Source organism: Streptomyces specialis, from assembly GCF_001493375.1.
GTDB lineage: Bacteria > Actinomycetota > Actinomycetes > Streptomycetales > Streptomycetaceae > Streptomyces > Streptomyces specialis.
In genome coordinates, this window is the sequence record NZ_LN929895.1 from 112,991 (window position 1) to 133,599 (window position 20,609).

Genomic DNA, 20,609 nt, shown 5'->3' on the forward strand with positions numbered 1-20,609 from the left:
GACGCCAGGCGGGGGCTCGGCGGGCTGCGCGCCACCCACACCACAAAACCACGCGCTGTGAAGCGGCCCTACTACACATGTTCACCGTGCGCCCCTCCCCTTGTCCACGCCTCCGCCGTGTCAGTGGCGGGAGGCAGACTGGGGGCATGTGCCGCAGCATCAAGACCCTCCGCCCGCCCGCGACGACCGACGTCACCGACGACGACATCCGCGCGGCGGCCCTCCAGTACGTGCGGAAGGTGTCCGGGTTCCGGGCCCCGGCCGCGCACAACCGCGCGATCTTCGACGAGACGGTGGCGGCGGTGACGGCCGCCACCCAGCATCTGCTGGACCATCTTCAGGTGCGGGGCGCCGGAGGTCAGACCCGGTCGAACGGCTCGGCGTAGCGGAAGGTCCCGCGCACCGCCGGGTCGTGCGCGGTGAGCGGGCGCACCTGGAAGTACCGGCCCCAGGCCGGGTCGGGTGCCTCGATCCCGTGACCGGCGGCGGGCCCGAAGCCGAACCTGCCGTAGTACTCGGGACTGCCCAGCAGCGCGACGAACGGCTCACCCAGCGCGTCCGCCGCCCCCAGCACGGTGTGCACCAGCGCGAGCCCCACCCCGCGCCGCTGGTGCTCCGGCCGCACGCTGAGCGGCCCGAGCCCGACGCCCGGCCGCTCCCCGACGTACCCGCGCGTGCCGACCACATGCCCGACGACCTCCCCCTCGACCACCGCCACGCACGACAGCGCGGGCAGCCACCCGTCGCACTCCCGCAGCGCCTCCAGCAGCACGGCCTCGACCGGCGGGGGGCCGGCGTCCTTGCCGAAGGCGGCGCGGGGGACGTCGTGGACAGCGGCACGGTCCCCGGGGACCTCACGTCGGATCAGCACCGGCCCAGTCTGGGCAGGACGGGCGGGCGAGACAACGGGATTTCCCCCGTGTCGCCCGTCGTTCCATCCGTCGCGGGCGGCCGTCACCCCAGGGCGCGGGGAGGGGACGCGCGCTGTGTCATCCTCGTACAGCAGGCAGCTCCGACGAAGATCAGAAGGCACAGGTGTTCGAGGACCTCATCGGCCGGGATCACGCCGCGGGGATCCTGCGCGCCGAGATCGCCCGGGCCGACGCCAGCCACGGCGGCCTGGTGCTCGTCGCCGGGGAGCCCGGCATCGGCAAGACCACGCTCGTCACCGGCGCGGCCGAGGAGGCCAGGAAACGCGGCGCCCTGGTCCTGGGCGGCTCCTGCTGGGACTCGGAGAACGCCCCGGGCTACTGGCCGTGGACACAGGTCGTCCGCGCGCTGCGCCGGTCGGCCACCGCCGGGGAGTGGTCGGCGGCCCGGGAGGCGGCGGGCGGCGGGCTGGCCCCCCTGCTCGGGGAGACCGGCCCGCAGCCGGAGACCGGGGACTTCGAGCTGTACGACGCGGTGACGACCGCGCTGGTCACCGTCTCCCACCACCGGCCGGTCGTCGTGGTCCTGGACGACCTGCACTGGGCCGACACCGCCTCGCTGCGGCTGCTGGAGTTCGCCGCCCAGCACACCTGGTTCGAGCGGCTGCTGCTGGTCGGCACCTACCGCGACGCCGAGGTCGAGCCGGCCGACCACCCGCTGCGCCCGCTGATGATGCCGCTGGTGGCGCGCGCCACCACCCTGACGCTGACCGGGCTGACGGCCGACGAGGTCGGCGCCCTGATGGCCCGCACGGTCGGCCGCGCGCCGGACCCGGACCTGCTCGCCGAGGTGCACCGCCGCACCGGCGGCAACCCGTTCTTCGTGGAGCAGACCGCCCGGCTCTGGCACAGCGGCGGCGCCGTCACCGCCATCCCGCCCGGCGTCGGCGACGCGGTACGGCGGCGGCTCGGCCTGCTGCCGGAGCGGGTGGTGTGGCTGCTGACCGGCGCGGCCGTGCTCGGCCGCGAGTTCCACCGGCAGGTGCTCGCCGCGGCGCCCGGGGCGAGCGCCGCCGAGGTGGACCGGCTGCTCGGGCACGCCGTGGCCGCCCGCCTGGTCACGCAGCGCGGCGGGGGCCGCTTCGCCTTCGCGCACGATCTGGGGCGCGAGACGCTCCACGACACGCTCGACGAGGACGAGGTGCGCCGCCGGCACGCCGCGGTGGTCCGGGCCCTGGACCGCGCCCCGGCGCTCGCGGACCGCGTCCCGCCCGCCGACCTCGCCCGTCACGCCCACCTGGCCGGGCCCGAGCTGGACCCGGCCCGCACCCTGGAGCTGCTACGGGCCGCCGTGGACGACGCGAGCGGACGGATCGCGTTCGAGGAGGCGCTCGGCCACCACCGCCGCGCCTACGAGCTGGCCGCCGCCGTCGATCCCCGCCGGCGCGTCCTGATCGGCCTGGAGTTCGCCCACGAGCTGTGGCACGCCCGCGCCCGGCAGGAGTCCCTGCGGATCTTCGACGAGGTGGTGAGCGAGGCCCGTGCCCTGGACGACCCGGGGCTGCTGGCGCGGGTGGCGCTCTCGGTGTTCCGCGCCCAGGGCCCCGGGTTCCACGGCGAACTCGGGCCGCTCAAGGCCGCGTTGATCACCGAGGCCCACCACCGGATGGGCGGCGGGACGGGACCGGCTCCCGCCGTGGGCGAACCGGCCGCCGTGGAACGGCTCGCCCGCGAACTCGCCGTCAGGTCCGCCGTGCTGGCCCGGCGCGGCCAGGACGACGACGCCCTCGCGTTCAGCCTCTGGGCCCGCCACGACGCGATCTGGGGGCCGGGCACCGCGGCCGAACGCGAGGCGCTGACCGACGAGATGCTCCTGCTGGCCCGCCGCAGGGGCGACCACGAGCTGGAGCACTTCGCGGCCTCGCTGCGCTGGGTCGCGCTGCTCGAACAGGGCGCCCCCCGCTCCCTCGACCAGCTCGGCGAGTTCATCGCGACGGTGGACCGGCTGGCGCTGCCGCGCTACCGCCTCTCCTCCATCGTCGACCAGTGCCTCATCGCCATCATCCAGGGCCGCTTCGCGCACGCCGCGGCGCTCCGGGAGGAGGTGCTCGCGATCGGGACCGGCCACGAACACGTCGAGGACTACCTCCAGTACGACCACCACCTGCGCTGGACCATGCTCCAGGCCCAGGGCCGGTTCGACGAACTCGACGCGTTCCACCGGTCGCTGACCAAGCGGGACTACCCGCACCCCGAGCTGCTGGAGGGCGTCACCGCGGCCCAGAAGGGCGACGCCGCGACCGCGCTGCGGCTGCTGGACGTCGCCGAGGACGTGGACTACCCGTCGTACGTCGAGGCGCTGTGGCTGCGGTTCCAGGCGCAGGCCGCGGCGGCGTCCCGCGATCCCGTGCTGTGCGCGCGGGCCAGGGACGCGCTCGCGCCGTTCACCGATCAGTGGGCGGTGTCGCTGTTCGGCTTCGACATCAGCGGCCCGATGGTGCTCTGGTCGGCGGTGCTCGACGCCGCCGAGGAACGCTGGGACGCGGCCGTCGCCGGGTTCACCGCCGCCGCCCGCTCGGCCGACCGGCTGCGGGCGCGCACCTGGTCCGTCGAGGCCCGTTCCCACCTCGCCCGCGCGCTGCTGGCGCGTGGCGCGCCCGGCGACGCGGACGCCGCGGCGGCCCTGTCGAACGAGGTCGCCCGCGAGGCCGACGAGCTGGGCATGCGCCACATCGCGGCCCGCGTCGCCCGGATCGGCCCCCCGGCCGGCCCCGCCGGCGCGCCCCCTCCGCGCGCCGGACGGGCCGGACCGGCCGAACGGACCGGTGACACGTTCCGCTTCGACGGGACCGTGTGGAACCTGACCTACGCCGGGCGCACCGTCCACATGCCCGACGCCAAGGGCCTGCGCGACCTGCACACGCTGCTCGGCCACCCCGGCACCGACATCCCCGCCGCCCGGCTGCTGAGCCCCGGAGGTGCCCGGCCGCTCGGCGGCGATCCGGTGCTGGACGACGAGGCCAAGGCCCGCTACCGCAAGCACCTGGAGCTGCTGGACACCGAGATCGACCGCGCCGCCGAGACCGGCGACGACGCCCGCGCCGCCGAGCTGGACCGCGAACGGGCCGCGCTGCTGGACGAGTTGCGCGCAGCCGCCGGGCTCGGCGGGCGCGACCGCCGGCTGGGTGACGAGGCGGAACGCGCCCGGAAGACGGTCACCGCCCGCATCCGCGACACCCTCCGCCGCCTGGACCGGCGCCACCCCGAACTCGCCGCCCACCTGCGGGCGACCGTCACCACCGGGACGATGTGCGCCTACCGGCCCGGCCGCGACCAGGGCAGTCACTTCCGGTTGTAGAGCCGCATGGTCAGCGTGCCGAACACGGCCACCAGCACCGCGCTCGCCACCAGCACCCAGCCGATCTCGCCCACGTCGGTGCTGCCGTCCATCATCCCGCGCGCCGCCGCCACCAGGTGCGTCACCGGGTTGACGTCCACGAACGCCTCCAGCCAGCCCGGCATCGTCGCCGGCTCGACCAGGATGTTGCTCAGGAAGGTCAGCGGGAACAGCACCATCATGCTGGTGCCCATGACGGACTTCTCCGAGCGCAGCAGCAGCCCGAACATCGTCCAGATCCACGAGAACGCGAACGAGAACACCACCAGCAGTGCGATCGCCCCGACCACGCCCACCACGCCGCCGTCCGGCCGGTAGCCCATGATCAGGCCCACGACCAGGATCACCACGGACGCCGTGGTGTAACGGAAGGCGTCGCCCAGCAGGTACCCGACCATCGCGGCGGGCCGCCACACGGGCAGGGTCCGGAAGCGGTCGAAGACACCCTTCGTGATGTCGTTGTTGACCGCGACCCCCGTGTACATCGTGGTCATGACCACGCTCATCACCATGATGCCGGGCAGCAGGTACTGGAGATACTCACCGGTCGATCCGGCGAGCGCGCCCCCGAACAGGTAGGTGAACATCAGCGTCATCATGATCGGGAAGATGGTCACGTCGAAAAGCTGCTCCGGGACGTGCTTGATCTTCAGCATCGCCCGCCAGCCGAAGGTGATCGAGGCGGACAGCGCGCTGGGCCGCGACGGGCGCTGCCCCTTCGCCAGAACGGCCTGGAGCGCGTCGGCCGCCGGTATGTAGTGCTCGTCGGCGGCCTCGTCGGCCTCCGCCTTCTTCTTCGTCGCGGTGGTCATGCCACGGCCTCCTGCTTCTTCCCGGTCTTCTTCTCGGTCAGGGTGAGGAACACCTCGTCCAGGCTCGGCTGGCCCAGCGAGAAGTCGTCGACGGTGATGCCCGCCGCGGCCAGCTCCGCGAGGGCCCGCGACGCCAGCTCGGCCGGGCCGGCGGTGCTGTCCTGCGGCAGGAGCCGCGCGGTCAGCGCCACCGGGTCCGCCTCGATCCGCACGGACGTCCGCAGCGCTCCCGCCAGCAGCCGCTGGGCCTCCGGGCGCTGCCGCCCGTCCCGCAGCCGCACATGGACCGCGCCGGAGCCCACCGACGACTTCAGCTCGCCCGGCGTGCCCTCCGCGATCACCCTGCCGTTGTCGATGACGGCTATCCGCCCGGCCAACTGGTCGGCCTCCTCCAGGTACTGCGTGGTGAGCAGCACCGTGGTGCCCTGCGCGACGACGGCCCGCACGATCTCCCACACCTGGTTGCGGCTGCGGGGGTCGAGGCCCGTGGTGGGCTCGTCCAGGAACAGCAGGTCCGGCGTGTTGAGGATGCTGGCCGCGATGTCGAGGCGCCGCCGCATGCCGCCGGAGTACGTCTTCACCTGCCGCCCGGCCGCCTCGGTCAGCCCGAATGCGTCCAGCAGCCGCGCCGCCCGCTCCCCGGCCGCCGCCTTGCGGTGCCCGAGCAGCCGCGCGAGCAGCACCAGGTTCTCCGTGCCGGTCAGGTCCTCGTCCACCGACGCGTACTGCCCGGTCAGGCTCACCCGGCCGCGCACGGCGTCGGCCTGGCGCACGACATCGAGGCCGAACACGCGGGCCTGGCCGCCGTCGGGGCGGAGCAGGGTGGCGAGCATCTTGACCGTGGTCGTCTTGCCCGCGCCGTTCGGCCCGAGCACCCCGTAGACCGTGCCGGCCGGGACCGTCAGGTCCACGCCGTCCACGGCCCGTTTCTCACCGAATGTCTTGACGAGTCCGACGGTCTCGATCGCCGGCTCGCCGCTGCGCGCGCTCATCTTCTCTCCTCCGGATCCGCTCTCCCGGGTAGACCCCGGAGGCCGCCGGAACTCATCGCCCCGCCCGGTCCTTCTTTCACCCTCTGGGCGCGAGACGGGAACCAGCGGTCGCGAGACCGGATCTGGCGAACGGCGGAAGAGCGGCGGGACCGGCGAACCGGCGGAAGAGCGGCGGGCGGCGCTACTCGTGCGGAGGCGCGCAGCGGGGGAACGCCTGGCAGGCGTAGCCGCGGCCCTTGCAGTGCCAGCAGTCGTGCGGCGCGGCCACCCCCTGGGCGCGCCCGGAGGCGGGGAGGTACAGCGTCTCGCGGAACTCGACGCGCTGCCCGGTGCACGCCTGGCACTGGCGGTGCGGCCCGGCGCACTCGTCCCTGTCGGGTGGGCCCATAGGAGCATCTATACCCCGCCCGGCGGACCCGGCATGCGGCCGGGCCCCCGGGGGTCGGTCACTCGCCGGCGGTGACCCGGATCTTCGACTGCCCGTGCGGCAGTTTCTCCCAGTCGTGCATGAACCGCGCCCGCAGGCCGTGCCGTTCGGCGAGGGCGACGAGCGTCTCGGTGCGGTAGTAGAAGTCCTCGCGCAGCACGTGGTGTTCGCGGCCCTCGGTGCGGTCGAAGGTGAAGTCGAAGAACCCGCCGGGCGCCAGCACGCGGCCGACGTGGGCCAGGCACTGGTCGATCACCTCGATCGGGGAGTGTGAGAAGACGCTGTGCGCGTGCACCACGTCGAAGTGGCCGCCGGGCAGGAAGTCGAAGGTGAGGTCGCCGGTGAGCGTCAGGTGCGGGAGCTTCGGCTGGAGGTCGTAGGTCACCAGCGTCTTCTTGGCGCTGATCAGGATGTCGGGGGAGATGTCGATGCCGTAGTAGCCGCCCGGGTCGAGGTAGTCGATGAACCGCCAGCCCGCGCGGAGGTTGCCGCAGCCGATGTCGAGCATGCGGTGTCCCGGCTCCAGACCGTGCCCCTTGAGGTAGTCGAACTGCATCTGCCCCAGCGCCAGCCAGCGTTCCCGCGTCCGGCTGCCGACCGCGACCCCCGGGTCGCGGGCCGCGTCGGAGGCCATCACCGCGCGGTAGTACGCGACATGGTCGCGGTGCCTCAGCCGCAGCCAGGTGTCGCGGCCCAGGCGCCGCAGGTACGGCTTGACGCGGGCCGGATTGCGGGCGGCGTAACGGAGCTTGTGGGCGAGGGCGGCCCTGTTCACGGACAGTTTGCGGCGGTCACTGTGCATGACCCCCAGCTTGCTCCGGATGGCCCACCCCCGGCACGCCGACGCGCGGCCACGGGCCGGTGATCGGCGTGGCGGGAGAGTTGACGCGGCCCGGTCCGGAACCGGTCACCGGTAGGTTCACGTTGGAACCCCCGGCACGGGGTACGGATACGGCAACGAGAAGCAGGGGTGACGGACGGCATGGCGATGTGGGACAAGATCAAGGACCAGGCCAAGAGTTTGCAGTCGCGGGGCGCCGGACAGCCGCCCGGTTCGAAGGCGCCGGGCGCCGGCGGCACGAAGGCGCAGCTCGTCAACACGCTCAAGACACAGCTCACGGCGGTGAAGGCGGAGCTGAAGAGCGGCGCGTTCCGGGACGCCTCCATGGCGATGTGCGCCCTGGTCGCCGCCGCCGACGGGACGGTCGACGCGACCGAGCGGCAGCGCGTGGAGACGCTGATCCTCAGCAACGACGTCCTTCAGAACTTCCCGCCGGACACACTGCGTCAGCGCTTCAACAAGCACGCCGACCAGCTCTCGTCGAACTTCCAGTTCGGCAGGTCGGAGGTCATGCAGGAGATCGCCAAGGTGCAGAAGAAGCCGATGGAGGCGCGGGCGGTGGTCCAGATGGGCGTCGTCATCGCCGCCGCCGACGGGTACTTCGCGCAGGCCGAGCAGCACGTCATCCGCGAGGTCTGCGCGATGCTGGGCGTCTCCCCCGCCGAGTTCGACCTCTGACCGGCCGTCACGGTCCGGCCTTCGCGGACCGGCCTTCACAAGGGTGAAGTCGGGTCGTACCGGGCCGGCTTGACCTGGGTTGACTCGCTTTGACGAGACCCTTGCCCCGGGCCGCATCCGGCTTTGCCCTTCATTGCCGGGTGTTTGACCCGGGGCGGGGATCGTGTGCTCATGCGCACCTTCATCCGTGCCCGCGCGGCGACGGCAGCGGCCGTCAGCGGGCTTCTCATCACCGCGGTGCCGACGGGCGTCCAGGCCGTCACCTCCGCCGGGAGCCACGGCCACAACCCGACCAAGCAGGAGATCCGGGCCCTGTTCACCACGTGGAACGAGGCACTGGAGAGCGGCGACGCCGAGCAGGTCGCCGCCCTGTACGCGCCGCAGGCGGTGCTGGAGCCGACCCTGTCCAACGTCATCCGCCACGATCACGACGGGATCCTGGACTACTTCGAGCACTTCCTGCTCCAGGACCCGTCCGGCGAGATCAACGAGTCCTACGTCGAGATCCTCGGCCATGACGCGGCGGTCGACTCCGGCAGCTACACGTTCCACCTCACCGACCCGGCGACCGGAGAGCGGTACGACTTCACCGCCCGCTACACGTTCGTCTACGAGCGGAACAAGCACACCGGGGAGTGGCTGATCGTCGATCACCACTCCTCGGCGACGCCGCCGAGCTGACGGCCCGGCGGGCTACTCGGTCGGGGCCGCCTGGGCGGCCTTCGCCCGGCGCGCCGAGTCCCGGATGCTGATGTGGAGCTCCCGCAGGCGGCTTTCGTCCACCTCACCGGGGGCTCCCATCAGCAGGTCCTGGGCGTTGCCGTTGAGCGGGAAGGCGATCGTCTCGCGGATGTTCGGCTCGTCGGCCAGCAGCATCACGATGCGGTCCACGCCCGGGGCGATCCCGCCGTGCGGCGGGGCGCCGAAGCGGAACGCCCGCAGCATGCCGCCGAATTCGCGCTCCACGTCCTCCCGGCTGTACCCGGCGATCTCGAACGCCTTGTACATGACGTCGGGTTCGTGGTTCCTGATGGCGCCCGAGGACAGCTCCACACCGTTGCAGACGATGTCGTACTGCCAGGCCAGCACGTCCAGCGGGTCCTTGCTCTCCAGCGCGGCGAGGCCGCCCTGCGGCATGGAGAACGGGTTGTGGGAGAACTCGACGGCGCCCGTCTCCTCGTTCCGCTCGTACATCGGGAAGTCGACGATCCAGCAGAAACGGAAGACGTTCTCCTCGAACTGCCCGGCGCGGCGCGCGGCTTCGACGCGGACGGCGCCCATGACGCGCGAGACCTGGTCGAAGTCGCCGGCGCCGAAGAACACGGCGGTGCCCGGTCCCGCGTCGAGCCGGCCGAGCAGCGCGGTGACATCGCTCTCGGTGAGGAACTTGGCGATCGGTCCGGTCAGCGACCGGTCCTCGCCGACCCGCACCCACGCCAGGCCCTGGGCGCCCTGCTCCACGGCGAACTCGCCGAGCTGGTCGAAGAACCGCCGCGGCTGCCCGGCCGTGTCCGGCACGGCCAGCGCCCGGACGTGCTTGCCGGCGAACGCCTTGAAGCCGGAGCCGGCGAAGATGTCGGAGACGTCGGTCAGTTCGAGCTTGGCCCGCAGATCGGGCTTGTCCGAGCCGTACTTGACCATCGCCTCGCGGAACGGGATGCGCGGGAACGGCGAGGTGACGTGGCGTCCGCCGCCGAACTCCTCGAACAGCTCGGTCATCACCTTCTCGATGACCTGGAAGACGTCCTCCTGCTCGACGAAGCTCATCTCCATGTCGAGCTGGTAGAACTCGCCGGGCGACCGGTCGGCCCGCGCGTCCTCGTCGCGGAAGCAGGGCGCGATCTGGAAGTACCGGTCGAAGCCGGCGATCATCAGCAACTGCTTGAACTGCTGCGGCGCCTGGGGCAGCGCGTAGAACTCGCCGGGGTGGAGCCGCGACGGCACCAGGAAGTCGCGCGCGCCCTCGGGGGAGGTGGCGGACAGGATCGGGGTGGCCAGCTCGGTGAAGCCCTCGGCCGTCATCTTGGCGCGGATCGCGCCGATCACAGCGGAGCGCAGCATGATGTTGCGGTGCATCCGCTCGCGGCGCAGGTCGAGGAAGCGGTACTCCAGGCGGCGTTCCTCGTTGACGCCGTCCTCGGCGTTGATGGTGAACGGCAGCGGGTCGGCGGCGCCGAGCACCTCCACGTCGGCGACCTCGACCTCGATCTCGCCGGTGGCCAGCTCGGGGTTGATGTTCTCCTCGCCGCGTCCGACGACATGTCCGTCGACGCGGATCACGGTCTCCTTGGAGAGCGAGCCGAGCCGCTCGCCGACCGCTTCGCCGCCCGGTGTGTCGGGGCGGACGACGAGCTGCACGACGCCGTGGTGGTCACGGAGATCGATGAAGAGGATGCCGCCCAGGTTCCGCCGGTTGTGCAGCCATCCCGAGAGCCGGACATCCTTGCCGATGTCCGCGGGGCGCAGCTCACCGCAGGTGTGGGACCGGTACCGATGCATCGTACTTCCAAGTCGTCGACACGGGTTCGTGGTGGTCGTGCCTCAGACTACCGTCCTGGCCCAGTCCTGCTCGTCGCGCGCCGATTTATGGACATACAGTACGAAGATATGCGCACCGAGGATGTCCTGGCCGCCACCGCGGTCGGGGTGTGGGAGTGGGACGACGTTCGCGGCGTGGCCACGACGGACGCCGTCTCCGCCGAGCTGCTCGGCCTGCCGCCCACCCGCGCCACCTTCCCCGAGGCCACGCTGCGCGCCCGTTTCCACGTGGAGGACTGGACGGCCGCCCAGCGCGCGATCGGGCTGGCCAGGACGGAGGGCCGGGTCGGGGAGGCCGAGCTGCGGGTGGTGGACCGGGAGGGCGCGGTGCTGCGGACGGTCCGGCTGCGGTTCCGCACGCCGCGCGGCGAGCCGGCGCCCGATCCGTCGCCGCCGGGCGATCTCCTCGGGACCATCAGCGAGGTGTCCCCGGCCCTTCCGCCGCCGCCGGAGTCCGACTGGGACGAGCGGCGGGCGCGCGAGGCGTTCGTGCTGGACACCGGGCGGGCGCTGTCCGAGGTGGCCACGGTCGAGGAGGCCGTGCGGGTGCTCGGCGGCCTGGCCATGCCGGGCTTCGCGCCGGACGCCGTGGTCCTGGTGGGGCGGGGGGGGGGCTGGCTCGTATACCCCACCGGCGCTGCCGGCGCAGGGGGGCGTGGAGGAGCGGGTGGTGCGGGCGGCCCGCGCTTCCTGGTGCCGCTGGACGCCCGCCACCCGGCGGCCGAGGCGCTGCGGGCGGGCCGGGCGGTCTACCTGCCGTCGCCCGGCGAGTACCGGCGGCGGTACCCGGACGTGTGGGCGGCCCCGCACGGCACCCGGCGGCGGGCGTGGGCGTACCTGCCGCTGGTCGTCGCGGGCCGGACCATCGGCGTCTGGCTGGCGGCGTTCGGCCACGAGGTGCCGTTCACCATCGTGGAGCGCTCGACGCTCTCCACCATCGCCCGGATGCTGGCCCAGGCGCTGGCCCGGATCTCGCTGGCCGACACCGAGCGGGAGCTGACGGCCGACCTCCAGCACACGATGCGCCCGCCGCCCACGCCCAGCGTGCCGGGGATGTGGGTGGCCGCGCGGTACGTGCCGACCGGCGGCGGGCTCCAGGTCGGCGGCGACTGGTACGACGTCATCCCGCTGCCCACGGGCCGGGTCGCGCTGGTGATCGGCGATGTGCAGGGGCACGACGTGCGGGCCGCCGCCGTGATGGCCCAGCTCCGGATCGCGCTGCGGGCGTACGCCTCCGAGGGGCACCACCCGGACGCGGTGCTGTCGCGGGCCTCGCGCTTCCTCGCGGCGCTCACCGCCGGCACGGCCGGGGACCCGGACGCGCCGGACGACGACGCGCGGTTCGCGACCTGCCTGTACGTGGAGGTGGACCCGCCCTCGGGCACGCTCGTGGTGGCCCGCGCGGGCCATCTGGACCCGGCGATGGTGCTCCAGGACGGCACCGTGGTGACCCGGCCGACGGTGGGCGGGCTGCCGCTGGGCCTGCTGCCGCAGAGCGACTACCCGACGACGCGGCTGGTCCTCCAGCCCGGCGAGACGCTGCTGATGTGCACGGACGGGCTGCTGGAGGCGGGCGGCCGGGACGTGGACGCGGGCTGGGGCCGGCTGCGGAAGGCCGTGGCGGGCCTGAGCGACCTGCGGCTCGACGACCTGGCGGACACCCTGGTCGAGACCGTGTACGTGCCTCCGCCCCGGCGGACCACCCCGCCGCTGGCCGACGTGAACCGCGACGACATCGCGCTGCTGCTCCTGCGCCGCCCGCCCGCCGACCGGACGCGCCCGGCGGGGGACGCGCCGGTGCGGCGGGGGGTGCTGACGATCGCGCAGTCGGAACCGGCCCGGGTCTCCGACGCGCGCCGCCAGTTGGGCGCGCTGCTGCACGACTGGACGGACCCGGAGCGGGTCCACGGGGCGATGCTGATGCTGTCCGAGGCGGTGACGAACGTGCTGACCCACACCGACGGCGACGCGCTGCTGGTCGCCGAGATCAGCGGACGGCGCGGCGAGCGGCTGCTGCGGGTGGAGGTCAGCGACCCGAGCGACGAACTGCCGCACCCCCGCGAGCCGGGCGAACTGGCGTCGTCGGGGCGGGGGTTGCTGCTGATGCGGTCGCTCGCCGACGCCTGGGGCTGGTCCCCCCGGGGCGTCGGCAAGACGACGTGGTTCGAGCTGGGCGAGGAGCCGCCGGACTCCGGCGGCTGAGGGATCGGGGTCTCAGCGGGGGGTGCGGGCCGCCGGGATGCGCCCGAGGCGGCCCGCCTGGAAGTCGTCGAACGCCTGGGCCAGTTCGGCGTGGGTGTTCATGACGAACGGGCCGTAGTGGGCCATCGGCTCCCGGATCGGGAGGCCGCCGAGCAGCAGGATCTCCAGGTTCGGGGTCGGCTCGTCCTGGACGGTGCCGGCGCGCACCGTGAGGGTGTCGCCGGCGCCGAAGACGACCGTCTGCCCCAGCTCGACGGGGTGCCCGTCGGGCCCCGCGCCGCCCCGGCCGGCCAGCACGTAGCCCAGCGCGTTGAAGTCCGGGCGCCAGGGCAGCGCGATCCGGGCGCCGGGCGCGACCGTCGCGTGGATCATGGTGATCGGGGTGTGGGTGACGCCCGGCCCGGCGTGGCCGTCGAGTTCGCCGGCGATCACCCGCAGCAGGCCGCCGCCGTCCTCGGTGGAGAGCAGACGCACCTCGCCGCCGCCGATGTCCTGGTAGCGGGGGGTGGTCATCTTGTCCCGGGCGGGGAGGTTGACCCAGAGCTGCACGCCGTGGAAGAGGCCGCCGGCCACGACCAGCTCCTCCGGCGGCGCCTCGATGTGCAGCAGCCCGGAGCCGGCGGTCATCCACTGGGTGTCGCCGTCGCGGATGACGCCCCCGCCACCGGCGGAGTCCTGGTGCACGAGGGTGCCGTCGAGCAGGTACGTGACGGTCTCGAAGCCCCGGTGGGGGTGCCACGGCGTGCCCTTCGGCTCGCCGGGCGCGTACTCCACCTCACCCATCTGGTCCATCATGACGAACGGGTCGAGGTGCCGGTAGTCGATCCCGGCGAAGGCGCGGCGGACCGGGAAGCCCTCGCCCTCGAATCCGGTCGGGGCGGTGACCACGGTGCGCACCGGCCGGGGTATGGCGGTGGGCGCCTCTACACCTCTTACGCTGCGGACGGGCGGGGGAGGGGGGGCATCGCGGGCCGGAGGGTACACACACCATAAGAGCAAATGCGGACAGAGAGTAGAGTTCCCCCCTCTCCGTTTCTTCGGCAGCGTCTGATGTGTATAATAGACAGTCTCGACGGTGATCGCGGGCATCGGGGTCTCCTCGTCGGCTGCGCACTGGATAGTTGAATAGTAAACAGCAGCCGGGGCGGTGGTTGTTCCACCGACCGCTCAGCCGTACATGCGGCGCATCGTGTAGTCGACCATCTCCTCCACGGCCTTGGCGTCCATCACGATCCGGTGCTCACCCTCCATGTCGAGGGCGAACCCGTACCCGGAGGGCAGCAGGTCCAGCACCTCGCCGCCGGTGACCGTGAAGTACCGCGACTCCTTGCCCGCGTACCGGCGCAGCTCCTTCAGGGAGGTGAAGAGCGGGATCACCGGCTGCTGGGTGTTGTGCAGGGCCAGGAAACCGGGATTCTCGCCGCGCGGACAGTAGATCTTGGCGCCGAGGAAGATGTCGTGGAACTCCTCGCTCGACATCGCGCCCGAGGTGTACGCCCGGAGCGCGTCGGTGAACGAGGGAGGCGCGGGAGGCGCCGCGGGGGCGGCCGGCTGCTGCTGTTCGGGATAGAGCTGCTGACCGCCGTAGCCCGTGGCTGCGGCAGGGGGCTGCTGGGCGCCGTAGCCCTGCTGGCCGGGATAGCCCGACTGGTCGTAGCCGTACATGTGAGCAAGCGTACTGATCCACGACCCACGGATGTCCGACAACGGCTTGCTTCTTATTACCGGTGGGTAGCATCATGGGAGGTACTTCACTACCCCGAACCTGCTACGGAGTCGTCGCCATGGGGCACTACAAGTCGAATCTCCGCGACATCGAGTTCAACCTGTTCGAGGTCCTTGGCCGCGACGCGGTATACGGAACGGGACCCTTCACCGAGACGGACACCGACACCGCCAAGACCATGCTGGCCGAGCTGGCCCGCCTGGCGGAGAACGAGCTGTCCGCCTCCTACGCGGAGGCCGACCGCACGCCGCCCGTCTTCGACCCGGAGACCAACACCGCGCCGCTTCCCGAGGCGTTCAAGAAGAGCTACCGCGCCTACATGGACGCCGAGTGGTGGCGCCTGGGCATCGGCGAGGAGCTGGGCGGTCTGACCGCGCCCCGCACCCTGCTGTGGGCCATGGGCGAGCAGGTGCTCGGCTCGAACCCCGCGATCCACATGTACGCCTGCGGCCCGGCCTTCGCCCGCGTCCTGTGGGACGAGGCCACCGAGGAGCAGAAGAAGATCGCGCACCTCATGGTGGACAAGGGCTGGGGCGCCACCATGGTCCTCACCGAGCCGGACGCCGGCTCCGACGTCGGCGCGGGCCGTACCAAGGCGGTCCGCCAGGAGGACGGCACCTGGCACATCGAGGGTGTCAAGCGCTTCATCACCTCCGGCGAGCAGGACCTCACCGAGAACATCGTCCACTTCGTGCTCGCCCGCCCCGAGGGCCACGGCCCGGGCACCAAGGGCCTGTCGCTGTTCATCGTCCCCAAGTACCACTTCGACTGGGAGACCGGTGAGCTGGGCGAGCGCAACGGCGCCTACGCCACCAACGTCGAGCACAAGATGGGCCTGAAGGCCTCCAACACCTGCGAGATGACCTTCGGCGCCAACCACCCCGCCAAGGGCTGGCTGCTCGGCGAGAAGCACGACGGCATCCGCCAGATGTTCAAGATCATCGAGTTCGCGCGGATGATGGTCGGCACGAAGGCCATCGCCACCCTCTCCACCGGCTACCTCAACGCCCTGGAGTACGCGAAGGAGCGGGTGCAGGGCGCGGACCTCACCCAGTTCGCCGACAAGACCGCCCCGCGCGTCACCATCACGCACCACCCCGACGTCCGCCGCTCGCTGATGACGCAGAAGGCGTACGCGGAGGGCATGCGGTCCCTGGCGCTCTACACGGCCGCCATCCAGGACGACATCATCGTCAAGGAGCACGCCGGCGAGGACATCTCCACCCTCGACGCGATCAACGACCTGCTGCTGCCGATCGTCAAGGGCTACGGCTCGGAGCGGTCCTACGAGCAGCTCGCCCAGTCGCTCCAGACCCTCGGCGGCTCCGGGTACCTCCAGGAGTACCCGATCGAGCAGTACATCCGGGACGCCAAGATCGATACCCTCTACGAGGGCACCACGGCGATCCAGGGCCAGGACTTCTTCTTCCGGAAGATCGTCCGCAACGAGGGCAAGGCCCTCACCGCCCTCTCCGAGGAGATCAAGAAGTTCCTCGCCGAGGCCCCCGGCGGCGAGGAGCTGGCCACCGCCCGCGACCAGCTCTCCCGCGCGGTCGGCGAGCTGGAGGCCACGGTCGGCGTCCTGCTCACCGACCTGGCGGCCACCGAGAAGGACGTCAGGTCCCTCTACAAGGTCGGCCTCAACACCACGGCCTTCCTGATGTCGGCCGGCGACATCGTCGTCGGGTACCTGCTGCTGCGCGGCGCCTCCGTGGCCGCCGCCAAGCTGGCGGACGCGACGCCGAAGGACAAGGCGTTCTACCAGGGCAAGATCGCCGCCGCCCGGCACTTCGCGGCCACCGTGCTGCCCGAGGTCGCCGTGCACCGGGTGCTCGCCGAGAACACGGACCTTTCCCTCATGGAGCTGGACGAGGCGGCGTTCTAACCCACGCCCCGCCGCCTCCGACGGCCCCCCGGGCCCCGGTCCCCGCCCATGGGACCGGGGCCCGTCGCCGTCCGGTGACGGCGCGGTGGCGGGGGCGCGTTCGTATCCTGACTGCATGACTGCACCCTTCGACCGCGCGCACACCGACGACCTCATGGGGTTCCTCACGGCCTCGCCGTCGCCCTACCACGCCGTGGCCACCGCCGCCGCGCGGCTGGAGAAGGCCGGGTTCCGGCAGGTCGAGGAGACCGCGGTCTGGGACGGCGAGGCCGGAGGGAAGTACGTGCTGCGCGGCGGGGCGCTCATCGCCTGGTACGTGCCCGAGGGCGCCACGGCCGCGACGCCGTTCCGGGTCATCGGCGCCCACACCGACTCACCGAACCTGCGGGTCAAGCCCCTCCCCGACACCGGGCGCGCGGGCTGGAAGCAGATCGCCGTCGAGATCTACGGCGGCACCCTGCTCAACACCTGGCTCGACCGCGACCTCGGGCTGGCCGGGCGGCTCGCGCTGCGGGACGGCTCCACCGCGCTCGTCAACGTGGACCGGCCGCTGCTGCGCGTGCCGCAGTTGGCCATCCACCTCGACCGCGCCGTCAACGAGGGGCTGAAGCTGGACCGGCAGCAGCACATGACGCCCCTGTGGGGCATCGGCACCCCCCGCGAGGGCGAGCTGATCGAGTTCCTCGCCGCCGAGGCCGGGCTCGCCGGGCGCGACGTCCTCGGCTGGGACCTGATGGCGCACAGCGTCGAGCCGCCCGCGTACCTGGGCCGCGACCGGGAGCTGCTGGCCGGTCCCCGGATGGACAACCTGCTGTCCGTGCACGCCGCGACCGCCGCGCTGGTCGCCGTCGCCGGGAGGGAGCCGGCGCACATCCCGGTGCTCGCCGCGTTCGACCACGAGGAGAACGGCAGCCAGTCCGACACCGGCGCCCAGGGGCCGCTGCTGGGGACCGTGCTGAAACGATCTGTCAGCGCCCGCGGCGGCGGCCACGAGGAGCGGGCACGGGCGCTGGCCGGGTCGTTCTGCCTCTCCTCCGACACCGGGCACGCCGTGCACCCCAACTACGCCGAGCGGCACGACCCCACGCACCACCCGATGGCGAACGCCGGGCCGCTGCTGAAGGTCAACGTGAACCAGCGCTACGCCACCGACGGCACCGGCCGCGCCGTCTTCGCGGCGGCCTGCGAGGCCGCCCGCGTGCCCTACCAGACCTTCGTGTCGAACAATTCCATGCCCTGCGGCCCCACCATCGGCCCGATCACCGCGGCCCGGCACGGCATCGCCACCGTCGATGTCGGCGTGGCCATTCTCTCCATGCATTCCGCACGAGAACTCTGCGGCGCGGACGACCCGTTCCTCCTCGCCAACGCCATGACCGCCTTTCTTACCGGCAGTTGAACCGGCCGTCATCCGCGAGCCGACCGTCGCGCACTTGGCGACGCCCCGTCATCGAGTCGTGAAACGCGGCCGTAATCCTGAAGGTCAGGGGCCGGGCGGCACCGCACTGCACGGCGGAATCGTCCGGCCCCGCCACCGCCCCGCAGGTGGCTGGCGGCACGGCCCGACCCATAGGATTCGTCTTCAGAAAGCATTCACCGGCCACGCCCGCCCGGCGTACCGTGTGAACACCCAAGCCCAGCGACGAACCGCCACGAGGGGTCCCGTGACTGTCCACACGAGCCTGCAACCGTCTATCGATGCATGGACCCAGTCCATCGAGGCGATATCGGAGCTCGTCTCCTCACTCGTGGACGGTGAGTGGAACCGGCCCACCGAGTGCCCCGGCTGGTCGGTCAGGGACGTCGTCTCGCACGTGATCGGCGGCGAGTGCGAGGCGCTGGGCGACCCGCGGCCGATCCACACGCTGCCGCGCGACCTCTACCACGTCACCGACGAGACCACCCGCTACCTGGAGGTCCAGGTCGACGTCCGCCGGCACCACACCGGCCCCGAGATGACCAGCGAGCTGGAGTACACGATCATCCGCCGCTCCCGGCAACTGCGCAACGAGCGCCGCAAGCCGGAGGACATCATCTCCTATCCCCTGTACGGCAAGATGGCGCTGGCCGACTTCCTCCAGATGCGCGTCTTCGACGTCTGGAGCCACGAGCAGGACCTGCGCCGCGCGCTGCGCCGCCCGGGCAACCTCACCAGCCCCGCCGCCCTCGTCGCCCGCGACGTGCTGCTCCAGCGCCTGCCGAAGACGGTCGCGGAGACGGCCGCCGCGCCGAAGAAGTCGGCGGTGGTGTTCGACGTGCACGGGCCGGTCGAGTTCCTGCGCACGGTCCGGGTGGACGAGAACGGCAACGGCACCGTGGACAGCGCCCCTTCGCTCGGGCCCGTGGTGACCTTCACGACCGACTGGGAGACGTTCACGCGGCTGGCCGGTGGCCGGGTGCGGCCCAGGAAGGTCGCCGACAAGGTGAAGATCGAGGGCGACACGGACCTCGCCGAACGCATCCTCGGCGGCTTCCCGGTCGCGCACTGACGGGCCGGGGTCCGGCTCACTCCTCCAGGGGCTCGTAGCCCGTCGAGACGGTCAGCACGATCGGGCCGTCCTCCTCCGGGTTGTACGGGCCGTAGGCGCGCGGCGACTGGTCCACGACCATGCCCTCGCCCTTGAGGACCTCGTCCTTGTAGACCAGCTCCTCGTCGTAGCTCCAGCCCGCGTCGCGTATGCACTCCTTCACGCTGTCGATGTGGATGTCGTAGAAGTCCGGCATCATCACCGCGCCCGGGTGGTTCTCCTGGTCGCCGTAGTCGACCGCGCCGACACACTCCGAGGAGTTGATCGTCCGCGTCGGGTCGCCCTCCTGGTAACGGCGCTCCGTCCGGCCGCCGTCGTCCCCGCCTTCCGGTTCGGTGGACTGCTCCGTCCCCGTGCCGCCGTCCGCCTCCGCCGTACCGCCGTCGCCGCCACCGTTGTTGAGCACCACGACGACCGCCACGGCCGCCACCACGGCTATCGCGACCACGGCCGCCAGCACCACCGCCCAGGTGCTGTTGCGCCCCGAGCCGCCGTCCGCGCCCGCGCCGACCGTCGTCGGCGCCCCGCCGTACGGGGGCGGCGTCGCCGGCCGCCCCTGCGGATAGCCGTAGCTCCCGGCCGGCGGGGTCGGCGCGTACGGCGAGGTGACCGGGGCGCCGAACTCCGGGAAGACGGCCTGCGCCACGCCCGCGCCGCTGCCGCCCGGCCGCGGCGCGCCCGGCACGATGCGCGGCGCCGCCGCGCCCGGCGCGATCGTGTCGGACAGGCCCAGGCACTCCGCGCGGAACGCGGGGGCGGACGGATGGCGCTCGTTGGGGTTCTTCCGCAGCGCCCGCGCCACCAGCGCGTCGATGGCCGGCGGGATCGCGGCGTTGAACGACGACGGCGCCGGCGGCTCCTCCTGGACGTGCGCGTAGGCCATGGCCAGCACCGAATCCGCCTCGAACGGCAGCCGCCCGGTGAGCAGTTCGAAGAGCATCACGCCCACCGAGTACAGGTCGGACCGCGCGTCCACGCCCCGCCCCAGCGCCTGCTCGGGCGACAGGTACTGCGGCGTGCCGACGACCATGCCGGTCTGCGTCATCGCCGTCACCCCGGACTGCGTGGCCCGCGCGATGCCGAAGTCCATCACCTTGACCACGCCGCGCCGGGTGAGCATGACGTTCCCGGGCTTGATGTCCCGGTGGACCAGACCGGCCTCATGGCTGATCTCCAGCGCCGCCAGCACGTCGCAGGTGACGCGCAGCGCCTTGTCGGCCGGCATCGCGCCGTGCCGGGCGATGTCCTCGTCCAGCTCCGTGCGCAGCGGCTTGCCCTCGACGTACTCCATGACGATGTACGGCACCTGGGCGTCGTCCACCCGGTCCTCGCCGGTGTCGAAGACGGAGACGATATTGGTGTGCGCGAGCCGGGCGACGGACTGCGCCTCCCGCTTGAACCGCTCGCGGAACGCGTCCTCGCGGCTCATCGCGGAGTGCATGGTCTTGACCGCGACGTGCCGGTCGAGCACGGTGTCCCTGGCCAGGTACACCGCCGCCATGCCGCCGGTGCCGAGCACGTCGAGCAACTGGTACCGGCCGCCGCCGACCGAGCGGCCCCTGAGATCGGCAGGCGGCTGCGCGTGGTCACTCATCGGCTTTTCCCCCTGGGCGGCGTCCCGGTCCGCCTCCGCGTCCGGGCGCATCGATCCGTTGTCCTTGCCTGTCCTCGCTTGTCCTTGCCGCGCATCATACGGACCGGTTCCGACGCGGGG

Annotated in this window: 17 protein-coding genes; 8 read left to right on the forward strand and 9 right to left on the reverse strand. The window is 72.4% G+C overall.

Features of this window, described 5'->3' with window-relative positions:
- Positions 1–146: 146 nt before the first annotated feature.
- On the forward strand, positions 147–386 hold the full coding sequence (locus BN2279_RS15235; protein WP_059009897.1) for a DUF2277 domain-containing protein: 240 nt from the start codon (positions 147–149) through the stop codon (positions 384–386).
- On the opposite strand, the gene BN2279_RS15240 is transcribed toward BN2279_RS15235, so the two are convergent.
- Entirely contained in the window at positions 359–871 is a 513-nt protein-coding gene (locus BN2279_RS15240) for a GNAT family N-acetyltransferase (RefSeq protein WP_059009899.1), read from the reverse strand. The two genes, BN2279_RS15235 and BN2279_RS15240, sit on opposite strands and share 28 nt — an antisense overlap.
- Before the next feature lie 164 nt (positions 872–1,035).
- Between BN2279_RS15240 and BN2279_RS15245 the strand changes: the two genes are divergently transcribed.
- Positions 1,036–4,227, forward strand: a complete 3,192-nt coding sequence (locus BN2279_RS15245; protein ID WP_059009900.1) for an ATP-binding protein — start codon at positions 1,036–1,038, stop codon at positions 4,225–4,227.
- Here the strand turns inward: BN2279_RS15245 and BN2279_RS15250 are convergent.
- The 4 genes from BN2279_RS15250 to BN2279_RS15265 form a co-directional block, all read right to left on the reverse strand.
- Entirely contained in the window at positions 4,212–5,078 is an 867-nt protein-coding gene (locus tag BN2279_RS15250) for an ABC transporter permease (protein ID WP_059009902.1), read from the reverse strand. The two genes, BN2279_RS15245 and BN2279_RS15250, sit on opposite strands and share 16 nt — an antisense overlap.
- On the reverse strand, positions 5,075–6,070 hold the full coding sequence (locus BN2279_RS15255; protein WP_059009904.1) for an ATP-binding cassette domain-containing protein: 996 nt from the start codon (positions 6,068–6,070) through the stop codon (positions 5,075–5,077). The genes BN2279_RS15250 and BN2279_RS15255 overlap by 4 nt, the downstream gene beginning before the upstream one ends.
- Before the next feature lie 181 nt (positions 6,071–6,251).
- Entirely contained in the window at positions 6,252–6,458 is a 207-nt protein-coding gene (locus BN2279_RS15260) for a hypothetical protein (protein WP_059009907.1), read from the reverse strand.
- A gap of 58 nt (positions 6,459–6,516) precedes the next feature.
- Positions 6,517–7,299: a class I SAM-dependent methyltransferase gene (locus BN2279_RS15265; RefSeq protein ID WP_059009909.1), complete on the reverse strand. Its 783-nt coding sequence runs from the start codon at positions 7,297–7,299 to the stop codon at positions 6,517–6,519.
- Between the two features lie 180 nt (positions 7,300–7,479).
- Here BN2279_RS15265 and BN2279_RS15270 point away from each other — a divergent pair, with 180 nt between their 5' ends.
- Positions 7,480–8,016, forward strand: a complete 537-nt coding sequence (locus BN2279_RS15270) for a tellurite resistance TerB family protein (protein WP_059010862.1) — start codon at positions 7,480–7,482, stop codon at positions 8,014–8,016.
- 171 nt (positions 8,017–8,187) lie between these two features.
- A complete protein-coding gene (locus BN2279_RS15275; protein WP_059009911.1) occupies positions 8,188–8,697 on the forward strand; it encodes an SgcJ/EcaC family oxidoreductase in 510 nt (169 codons plus the stop codon).
- 12 nt (positions 8,698–8,709) lie between these two features.
- Here the strand turns inward: BN2279_RS15275 and aspS are convergent, their stop codons facing one another.
- A complete protein-coding gene (aspS, locus tag BN2279_RS15280) occupies positions 8,710–10,515 on the reverse strand; it encodes an aspartate--tRNA ligase (RefSeq protein WP_059009913.1) in 1,806 nt (601 codons plus the stop codon).
- Positions 10,516–10,623: 108 nt separating this feature from the next.
- Here aspS and BN2279_RS15285 point away from each other — a divergent pair, with 108 nt between their 5' ends.
- Complete coding sequence (locus tag BN2279_RS15285; RefSeq protein WP_059009914.1) at positions 10,624–12,756, forward strand: ATP-binding SpoIIE family protein phosphatase; 2,133 nt, start codon at positions 10,624–10,626, stop codon at positions 12,754–12,756.
- 12 nt (positions 12,757–12,768) lie between these two features.
- On the opposite strand, the gene BN2279_RS15290 is transcribed toward BN2279_RS15285, so the two are convergent.
- A complete protein-coding gene (locus BN2279_RS15290) occupies positions 12,769–13,845 on the reverse strand; it encodes a pirin family protein (RefSeq protein WP_079032184.1) in 1,077 nt (358 codons plus the stop codon).
- 78 nt (positions 13,846–13,923) lie between these two features.
- Positions 13,924–14,421 carry an SseB family protein gene (locus tag BN2279_RS15295; RefSeq protein ID WP_059009918.1) on the reverse strand — a complete coding sequence of 166 codons (498 nt, stop codon included), beginning with the start codon at positions 14,419–14,421 and terminating at the stop codon, positions 13,924–13,926.
- Positions 14,422–14,540: 119 nt separating this feature from the next.
- On the opposite strand from BN2279_RS15295, the gene BN2279_RS15300 reads away from it, so the two are divergent.
- The 3 genes from BN2279_RS15300 to BN2279_RS15310 all read left to right on the forward strand — a co-directional run bounded on the left by BN2279_RS15300 (position 14,541) and on the right by BN2279_RS15310 (position 18,856).
- The gene (locus BN2279_RS15300; RefSeq protein ID WP_059009920.1) at positions 14,541–16,367 is read left to right on the forward strand and encodes an acyl-CoA dehydrogenase; all 1,827 of its coding nucleotides are present in this window, start codon (positions 14,541–14,543) and stop codon (positions 16,365–16,367) included.
- Between the two features lie 115 nt (positions 16,368–16,482).
- Positions 16,483–17,766, forward strand: a complete 1,284-nt coding sequence (locus BN2279_RS15305) for a M18 family aminopeptidase (RefSeq protein ID WP_059009922.1) — start codon at positions 16,483–16,485, stop codon at positions 17,764–17,766.
- Between the two features lie 265 nt (positions 17,767–18,031).
- Entirely contained in the window at positions 18,032–18,856 is an 825-nt protein-coding gene (locus BN2279_RS15310; RefSeq protein ID WP_059009925.1) for a maleylpyruvate isomerase family mycothiol-dependent enzyme, read from the forward strand.
- Between the two features lie 16 nt (positions 18,857–18,872).
- Here the strand turns inward: BN2279_RS15310 and BN2279_RS15315 are convergent, their stop codons facing one another.
- Positions 18,873–20,489: a protein kinase domain-containing protein gene (locus tag BN2279_RS15315; RefSeq protein ID WP_059010864.1), complete on the reverse strand. Its 1,617-nt coding sequence runs from the start codon at positions 20,487–20,489 to the stop codon at positions 18,873–18,875.
- Positions 20,490–20,609 lie beyond the last annotated feature (120 nt).